Raw genomic sequence first — 7,912 nt, forward strand, 5'->3', positions numbered from 1 at the left:
GCCGCATCTCGGCGACGGCGAGGGAACCGAGGCGTCAGGCGGGGGGCGGGGCCGGGCGCAGCGGCGGCACGTGCCGCAGACCGAACACCTCGCGCAGCGCCACCTGCGCGGCGTTGTCCCCGCACGCGCCGTGCACGGCCGGCCCGGGCGGCGTTGCCGACGAGGCGAGGTAGACGCCCCGCACCGGGGTCTTGTAGGTGTTCCAGCGCGGTACCGGCCTGGCCAGCATCTGCCGCAGCGTCGCCTGGCCGTTGGAGATGTCGCCGCCGAGGTAGGCCGGGTTCCAGGCCTCCATCTGGACGGCGTTCTTGGTGACCCGGTCGACGATCGTGTCCTTGAAGCCCGGCGCGAAGCGCTCGACCTGGTCCTCGATGGCCGCGGTCATGTCGACGTCCGAGCCGTGCGGCACGTGCACGTAGGCCCAGAAGACGTGCCCGCCCTCGGGCGCGCGCGTCGGGTCGGGGACGGTCGGCTGGACGGCGAGCACGTACGGGCGGTCGGTGAGCTGCCCCTGGTTGGGCGCCCGCTCGCCGGCGATCGTCTCCTCGAGCGTGCCGGCGACGTGGATGGTCCCGGCCCGCCGGACGTCGGGGTTGGTCCACGGCACCGGCTCGGACAGGATCCAGTCGACCTTGAAGACGCCCGCGCCGTGCCGGTACCGGTCCACCCACCGGCGGTAGCCCTCGTGCACCCGGTCGCCGGCCATCGACACGAAGGCCTCGGGGGTGGTGTCCAGCAGCACGGCCGGGACGCCGTCGAACTCACGCAGGTCGGTGACGTGGTGCCCGGTGACCACCTCGCCGCCCTGCTGCTCGAGCGCGGTGACCATCGCGTCGGCGAGGTTCTGCGCCCCGCCCTCGACCAGCGGCCAGCCGACGTGGTGGCCCAGCATCGTCAGCAGCATCCCGAGCGCGGAGGTCAGCGGCTGGCTCAGGTCGAGCATCCCGTGCGCGGCGGCCCCGCCGAGCAGCGCGCGGGCCTCCTCGGTGTCGAACCAGCGGTGCGCCAGCCAGCTCACGTTCGGCAGCCCGTTGAGCCCGAAGTACGCGATCTGCGGCACGCTGCGGGTCGGGAGCCGGCGCAGCCGGCTGGTCAGGAAGAAGTCGACGACGTCCTTCCCGTGTGCCACGAGCGGCTCGAACAACCGGCGGTAGGCCGGCCCGTCGGGCCCGAGGCCCGCCGCGGTCTCCTCCAGCGACCGGTAGGCGACCGAGGCCCGCCCGCCGTCGAGGGGGTGCGCGTAGTTGACCTCCGGCTGCACCAGGCGGACGCCGCGGCTGGCCAGGTCGAACTCGCGGAAGAACGGCGCCGCGGCGGCCATCGGCTGCACGATCGAGCAGACGTCGTGCCGGTAGCCCGGCCGCATGAGCTCCTCGGTACGCATCCCGCCGCCCGGGCGCTCGGCCGACTCGACGACCTGCACCCGCAGCCCGGCCGCGGCCATCCGGAGGGCGGCAGCGAGCCCGTTCGGCCCGCTCCCGACGACGACGGCGTCCGGCTTCCCGTTCACCCCGTCATCGTGCCCTCAGCGGGTCAGAGCTGCGCGAGCAGCGCGTCCGCGGCACGGAACGGGTCGGTCTCGCCCGCCACCACCTGCTCGGCGAGCGTGCCCAGCGCCGCCGAGCCGCGGACGTCGCCCATCCGCTCGCGCAGCCCGGCCAGCGCGATGGCCTCGATCTCGCGGGCCGCGCGGACGGCCCGGCGGCGGTGCCCCTCCCCCGAGGACGCCAGCCAGTCACGGTGCTCGGCGATCGTGTCGACGAGGGCGTCGATGCCGGTGTCGGAGGCGGCGACGGTGCGGCGGATCGGCGGCCGCCACGCGCCGGCGAGCTCGTGCCGGCCACCGAGGGAGAGCGTGTAGCGCAGGTCGCGCACGGTCTGGTCGGCGCCGTCCCTGTCGGCCTTGTTGACCACCAGGACGTCGGCGACCTCGAGGATCCCCGCCTTGGCGGCCTGGATGCCGTCACCCATGCCCGGCGCGAGCAGCACCAGTGTGGTGTCGGCGAGCGAGGCGATCTCCAGCTCCGACTGCCCCACGCCGACGGTCTCGACGAGCACGACGTCGCACCCGGCGGCGTCGAGCACCCGCAGCGCCTGCGGGGTGGCCCAGGCCAGCCCGCCGAGGTGACCGCGGGAGGCCATGGACCGGATGTAGACGCCGGCGTCCCCGGCGTGGTCCTGCATGCGCACCCGGTCGCCCAGCAGCGCCCCGCCGGAGAAGGGGGACGACGGGTCGACGGCGAGGACGCCGACCCGCAGCCCCCGGGCGCGGTAGGCGCGCACCAGCGCGGTCGTCGTCGTGGACTTGCCGACGCCGGGCGAGCCGGTCAGGCCGACGACCTGCGCGCGGCCGGTGTGCGGGGCCAGCGCGGCGGCGACCTCGCGCACCGCGGGGCTGGCGTCCTCGACCAGGGAGATCAGCCGCGCCACCGCCCGGGCCTCGCCGTCCCGGGCCCGGGCGACCAGGTCCGGGACGTCGACAGCACGCCGGCCCCGCCGCCCACGGGGGGCGGCGGGGCCGGGCGTCTGGACCGCTGTCCCCTGAGGGGACTCCGTCACGCCTTGGCTGGCACGTGCAGGATCAGCGCGTCGCCCTGACCGCCGCCGCCGCACAGCGCTGCGGCACCCACACCGCCACCCCGGCGGCGCAGCTCCAGCGCCACGTCCAGCACGAGCCGAGCGCCGCTCATGCCGATCGCGTGGCCGAGGGCGATCGCGCCACCGTTGGGGTTGACCTTCTCCGGATCGATCCCGAGCTCCCGCGTGGACACGAGGGCGACGGCGGCGAAGGCCTCGTTGAACTCGACCACGTCGAGCTCCTTGGGGTCGATGCCCTCTCGCTCGCAGGCCCGCTGGACGGCACGGGACGGCTGGCTCTGCAGCGTGGCGTCGGGCCCGGCGACGACGCCGTGCGCGCCGATCTCGGCGATCGGGGTGATCCCCAGCTCGGCGGCCTTCTCGGCGCTCATCACCACGACCGCGCAGGCGCCGTCGGAGATCTGCGAGGCGGTGCCGGCGGTGATCGTGCCGTCCTTGGCGAAGGCGGGCTTCAGCCTCGACAGGGTCTCCACCGTGGTGTCGGCGCGGACGCCCTCGTCGTCCCGGAACTCGATCGGGTCGCCCTTGCGCTGCGGGATCAGCACCGGGGTGATCGCCTCCTCGAAGACGCCGTTCTTCCCCGAGCGGGCGGCCTTCTGGTGGCTCTCCGCGGCGAACGCGTCCTGCTCCTCGCGGGTCAGGTCGTACCGGCTGTTCGCCTGCTCGGTCAGGGCGCCCATGGCGACCTGGTCGAAGGTGTCCGACAGCCCGTCATGGGCCATCGCGTCGACGAGCTTCGCGTCGCCGTACTTCGTACCGGTGCGGGAGCTGGGCAGCAGGTGCGGCGCCTGGGTCATCGACTCCTGGCCGCCTGCCACGACGACGTCGAACTCACCGGCGCGGATGAGCTGGTCGGCCATCGCGATGGCACTCATGCCGGACAGGCACACCTTGTTCACGGTGATCGCCGGCACCGTCATCGGGATGCCGGCGGCGACGGCCGCGGGACGGGCCGGGTTCTGGCCGGCGCCCGCCTGCAGCACCTGCCCCATGATCACGTACTCGACCTGGTCGCCGGAGATGCCCGCCCGCTCCAGTGCGGCCTTGATCGCGATGCCACCGAGGTCGGCGGCGGAGAAGTCCTTGAGCGAGCCGAGCAGTCGACCCATCGGGGTGCGGGCGCCGCTGACGATGACCGAACGGGACATGAGCTGCCTCCAGGGGCGGGCCGCCGACGCTGGCGGCCGCGGGGTCGGTATCGCCGCGCCCCGGGGCACGGCGTCGATCCAACCGAGGATAGGCCGCCCGGCGGGACACGGATATGGGCGTGACGAGCGTCTCAACGGGTTGGGTGGCGTGCAACCGGGCAGGACGCGAGCGTATCGAGGACCCGAGAGAGGGAGGCTTCCATGCCCCGCCTGAACGTCGGCACCGACAACGGCCAGCCGGTCGAGCTGCACTACCAGGACGTCGGCGCCGGCCACCCCGTCGTGCTCATCCACGGGTGGCCGCTCTCCGGCCGCTCGTGGGAGGCCCAGGTCGGCCCGCTCGTGGCCGCCGGCCACCGCGTCGTGACCTACGACCGCCGCGGCTTCGGCGAGTCCTCGCAGCCCTGGAACGGCTACGACTACGACACCTTCACCGCCGACCTGCACGCCCTGCTCGAGCACCTCGACCTGCGCGACGTCGCGCTGGTCGGCTTCTCGATGGGCGGCGGCGAGGTCGTCCGCTACATCGCCACCCACGGCACGGCGCGGGTCAGCCGCGCGGTGCTCGCCGCCGCCGTCCCGCCGTACCTCTACAAGTCCGACGACAACCCGGACGGCGGTCTGGACGACGCCACCATCGAGCAGTTCCAGCAGGGCGTGGTCACGGACCGCATCGCCTTCCTCGACCAGTTCACCACGGGCTTCTTCGCCGCCGGGGACGCCGGGCTGCAGGTCAGCGAGCAGCAGCGGCAGTACGCCCTGCGCATCGCCGAGTTCGCCTCGCCCAAGGGCACGCTCGACTGCATCACCGCGTTCGGCCGCACCGACTTCCGCGGCGACGTGGCGAAGGTGACCGTGCCGACGCTGGTCATCCACGGCGACTCCGACGCGATCGTGCCGCTCGAGGTCAGCGGCCAGCGCTCGCACGAGCTCATCCCGGGCAGCGAGCTGGTCGCCATCGAGGACGGCCCGCACGGGATCAACGCCTCGCACCCCCGAGCAGTTCAACCAGGCGCTGATCGACTTCCTGGGTCGCTGACGACCGCCACGAGGGCCCGCCGCACCCTCTGGTGCGGCGGGCCCTCGCGCGTGACACGCGCCACACCGTGATGACGTCTCAAACGTCTTCCGCGAGGATTCCGCCGTGACCACCGACGCGCGCACCGGCCTGCCGGCCGAGTTGTTCACCACGATCGACCACGTGGGGATCGCCGTCCCGGACCTCGACGAGGCGCTGGCCTTCTACGCCCAGGCCTTCGGCGTGCACTCCGTGCACGAGGAGGTCAACGAGGAGCAGGGCGTCCGCGAGGCGATGCTCGCCGTCGGGAACGGCGACACCCGCATCCAGCTGCTCGCGCCGCTGACCCCCGAGTCGACGATCGCGAAGTTCATCGGCCGATCCGGCCCGGGCCTGCAGCAGCTGGCCTTCCGGGTGGCCGACGTGGAGGCGGTCAGCGCGACGCTGCGCGAGCGCGGCCTGCGCCTGCTCTACGACGCCCCCAGGCGCGGGACGTCGGGCAGCCGGGTCAACTTCGTGCACCCCAAGGACGCCGGCGGCGTGCTCGTCGAGCTCGTCGAGCCGGCGCCGACCGCGCACTGAACCACCCGAACCGACAGCCCGACCGGTGGGCGCGCCCACTGATTACCCACCGGTAACGTCTCGCGCCACTGCACCGCCCCCGCACCGCCTCACGAGCCGACGAAGACCCGGGAGACCGCGTGAACGACATCAGGGACGCCATCCTCGCCGACCAACTGGACGCCATCTCCGGCCTGCCGGTGCCGGAGTCCTACCGCGCCGTGCTGGTCCGCAAGGACGAGCAGGGCATGTTCGAGGGCCTGGCCCCCAAGGAGAAGGACCCGCGCAAGTCGCTGCACGTCGATGAGGTGGCCACCCCGGAGCTGGGCCCGGGCGAGGCGATCGTGGCCGTCATGGCGTCCTCGGTGAACTACAACACCGTCTGGACGTCGATCTTCGAGCCGGTGTCGACCTTCGGCTTCCTGGAGCGCTACGGCCGGCTCTCGGACCTGACCAAGCGCCACGACCTCCCCTACCACGTGGTCGGCTCCGACCTGGCCGGCGTCGTGCTGCGGGTGGGCCCGGGCGTGAACCGGTGGAAGCCCGGCGACGAGGTGGTCGCGCACTGCCTGTCGGTCGAGCTCGAGGACCCGGCCGGGCACGACGACACGATGCTCGACCCCCAGCAGCGCATCTGGGGCTTCGAGACCAACTTCGGCGGCCTGGCCGAGCTGGCCCTGGTCAAGAGCAACCAGCTCATGCCCAAGCCCGCGCACCTGTCCTGGGAGGAGGCGGCCAGCCCGGGGCTGGTCAACTCCACCGCCTACCGCCAGCTGGTCAGCAGGAACGGCGCGGACATGAAGCAGGGCGACGTCGTCCTGATCTGGGGCGCCTCCGGCGGACTGGGCTCCTACGCCACCCAGATGGCCCTCAACGGCGGGGCCATCCCGGTGTGCGTGGTCTCCAGCCCGGAGAAGGCCGACATCGTCCGCTCGATGGGCGCTGAGCTGGTCATCGACCGCTCCGCGGAGGGCTACCGGTTCTGGAAGGACGAGCAGACCCAGGACCCCAAGGAGTGGCAGCGCCTCGGGAAGAAGATCCGCGAGCTGACCGGCGGGGACGACGTCGACATCGTCTTCGAGCACCCGGGCCGCGAGACCTTCGGCGCCAGCGTCTACGTCGCCAAGAAGGGCGGCACGATCGTCACCTGCGCCTCCACCAGCGGGTACCTGCACCAGTACGACAACCGCTACCTGTGGATGAACCTCAAGCGGATCATCGGCTCGCACTTCGCCAACTACAAGGAGGCGTGGGAGGCCAACCGGCTCATCGACAAGGGCCTCATCCACCCGACGCTGTCCAGGGTGTACCCGATGGACGAGGTCGGGCAGGCCGCCTACGACGTCCACCACAACCTGCACCAGGGCAAGGTGGGCGTGCTGACCCTCGCCCCCGAGGAGGGCCTGGGCGTCAAGGACGCCGAGAAGCGGGAGAAGCACCTGTCCGCGATCAACCGGTTCCGGGGCGTGTGAAGAAGGACCCCGCCCCCCTCACCCTTCGCAGGCTCAGGGTGAGCCTCCGGACGGGGCCGTCCCTGCCTCCACCGCTCGCAGGCTCGCGGCGGGACCCTGCAGGGGGCCAGCACGTGGCGCCGGCCCGCGCGGTGCTGGCACCCTGCAGGGAGGGGCCTGGCGACACGCCGGGCTCGCCCGCCGACTCTGCGAGGATGACCGCATGACCGATCCCCGCCGCGACATGCTGCCGATGCGCGAGGCCCAGCACTCGTTCGACGTGGTGCTCCGGGGCTACGACCGGCACCAGGTGGCCGAGACGATCGAGCGCCTCGAGGCCGACATCCAGGTGGCGATGGCCGACCGCGACGCGGCGATGAGCCGCTCGGCCGACCTGGCCGGCCAGCTCTCGGCACTGCACGGGGAGATCGACCAGCTGCGCCGCAAGGCCGCGTCCTCCGGTCCGACCACCTTCGAGAACATCAGCGAGCGCATCCAGCACATGCTGCGGCTGGCCGAGGAGGAGGCCGCGGAGATCCGCCGCTCGGCCGAGCAGGAGGCCCAGGCGCTGCGGGAGCACACCGCCGCCGAGGAACGGGCGATGCACGAGCGGCACGCCGCCGGCCAGGCCGAGGTCGACCGGATGATCGCCGAGGCCCGGCAGAACGCCGAGCAGATCGCCAGCAAGGCGCAGATCCGCGCCGACGAGCTGGTCGCCAAGGCCCAGGAGAAGGTCGCCCGGCTCGACGCCGAGTCGCAGGCCCGGCGGGCCAAGGTCGAGGAGGACTTCGAGATCGCCCAGCGGGCGCGGCGCCAGGAGGCCGCGCGGCAGGACGAGGAGCGCGACCGCACCTCCGCCGAGGCCGCCCGCCGGCGGGTCGCCGCGGCCGAGGAGCACGCCGTCCGGCTGGTCAGCGAGGCCGAGGCCGCCGCGGCCGCCATCCGGGCGGTGCGCGACGAGCTCACCGGCCGGCTGCTCGAGGCCCGCACGCTCCTCGAGCGGCTGCCCGACCTCGCCCTTATCCACCGCTGACGCTGCACACGACTCCTTACGTGTCCGACTTGGCGGTATCCGTAACATTAAAAAAACAAAAGAACAATACAAATAAGCTAACACAAACATCAAATATTAATCA

Annotated in this window: 7 protein-coding genes; 4 read left to right on the forward strand and 3 right to left on the reverse strand. The window is 72.8% G+C overall.

The window, feature by feature from the left end:
- Positions 1–34 precede the first annotated feature (34 nt).
- Genes CNO22_RS09925 through CNO22_RS09935 form a run of 3 tightly spaced genes read right to left on the reverse strand, consistent with a single transcriptional unit; the run spans position 35 to position 3,746 of the window.
- Positions 35–1,510: a phytoene desaturase family protein gene (locus CNO22_RS09925; RefSeq protein ID WP_100499214.1), complete on the reverse strand. Its 1,476-nt coding sequence runs from the start codon at positions 1,508–1,510 to the stop codon at positions 35–37.
- A gap of 23 nt (positions 1,511–1,533) precedes the next feature.
- On the reverse strand, positions 1,534–2,559 hold the full coding sequence (gene meaB, locus CNO22_RS09930; protein WP_232806930.1) for a methylmalonyl Co-A mutase-associated GTPase MeaB: 1,026 nt from the start codon (positions 2,557–2,559) through the stop codon (positions 1,534–1,536).
- On the reverse strand, positions 2,556–3,746 hold the full coding sequence (locus tag CNO22_RS09935) for an acetyl-CoA C-acetyltransferase (RefSeq protein ID WP_100499215.1): 1,191 nt from the start codon (positions 3,744–3,746) through the stop codon (positions 2,556–2,558). Before CNO22_RS09935 ends, meaB begins: the two co-directional genes overlap by 4 nt.
- A 201-nt stretch (positions 3,747–3,947) precedes the next feature.
- Between CNO22_RS09935 and CNO22_RS09940 the strand changes: the two genes are divergently transcribed.
- From CNO22_RS09940 to CNO22_RS09960, 4 genes are all read left to right on the forward strand, one after another.
- Positions 3,948–4,856, forward strand: coding sequence for an alpha/beta fold hydrolase (locus tag CNO22_RS09940; protein WP_100499216.1), 909 nt, complete (start codon positions 3,948–3,950; stop codon positions 4,854–4,856).
- A 34-nt stretch (positions 4,857–4,890) separates the two neighbouring features.
- Positions 4,891–5,346 (forward strand): methylmalonyl-CoA epimerase, encoded by a 456-nt coding sequence (mce, locus tag CNO22_RS09945; protein ID WP_100499217.1) that lies wholly within the window; start codon positions 4,891–4,893, stop codon positions 5,344–5,346.
- 119 nt (positions 5,347–5,465) lie between these two features.
- Positions 5,466–6,797: a crotonyl-CoA carboxylase/reductase gene (gene ccrA / locus CNO22_RS09950; protein WP_100499218.1), complete on the forward strand. Its 1,332-nt coding sequence runs from the start codon at positions 5,466–5,468 to the stop codon at positions 6,795–6,797.
- Between the two features lie 202 nt (positions 6,798–6,999).
- Entirely contained in the window at positions 7,000–7,809 is an 810-nt protein-coding gene (locus CNO22_RS09960; protein ID WP_232806931.1) for a hypothetical protein, read from the forward strand.
- The last annotated feature ends 103 nt before the right edge of the window (positions 7,810–7,912 follow it).

Origin of the sequence: Geodermatophilus chilensis, from assembly GCF_002802985.1 — a bacterium.
Classification (GTDB): Bacteria; Actinomycetota; Actinomycetes; order Mycobacteriales; family Geodermatophilaceae; genus Geodermatophilus; species Geodermatophilus chilensis.